At 57.4% G+C, this 209-nt stretch carries 1 rRNA gene; it reads left to right on the top strand.

What is annotated here, in order from left to right:
* A 23S ribosomal RNA gene (locus EAE90_RS24950) occupies nt 1–209 on the top strand; the annotation flags it as partial.

Below are 209 nucleotides of genomic sequence, written 5' to 3'. Positions count from 1 at the left end.
CAGTAGCGGCGAGCGAACGGGGAGCAGCCCAGAACCAACATCAGCGATAGCATCAGAGGAACGGTCTGGAAAGGCCGGCGAGAGAGGGTGACAGCCCCGTACTCGAAGATGGTATGGCTGGGAGTTCGATGAGTAAGGCGGGACACGAGAAATCCTGTCTGAAGATGGGGGGACCATCCTCCAAGGCTAAATACTCCTGACTGACCGAT

This window comes from Photorhabdus caribbeanensis, from assembly GCF_018448885.1.
GTDB classification, from domain to species: domain Bacteria; phylum Pseudomonadota; class Gammaproteobacteria; order Enterobacterales; family Enterobacteriaceae; genus Photorhabdus; species Photorhabdus caribbeanensis.
This window is presented reverse-complemented; position numbering and strand designations above follow the sequence as displayed.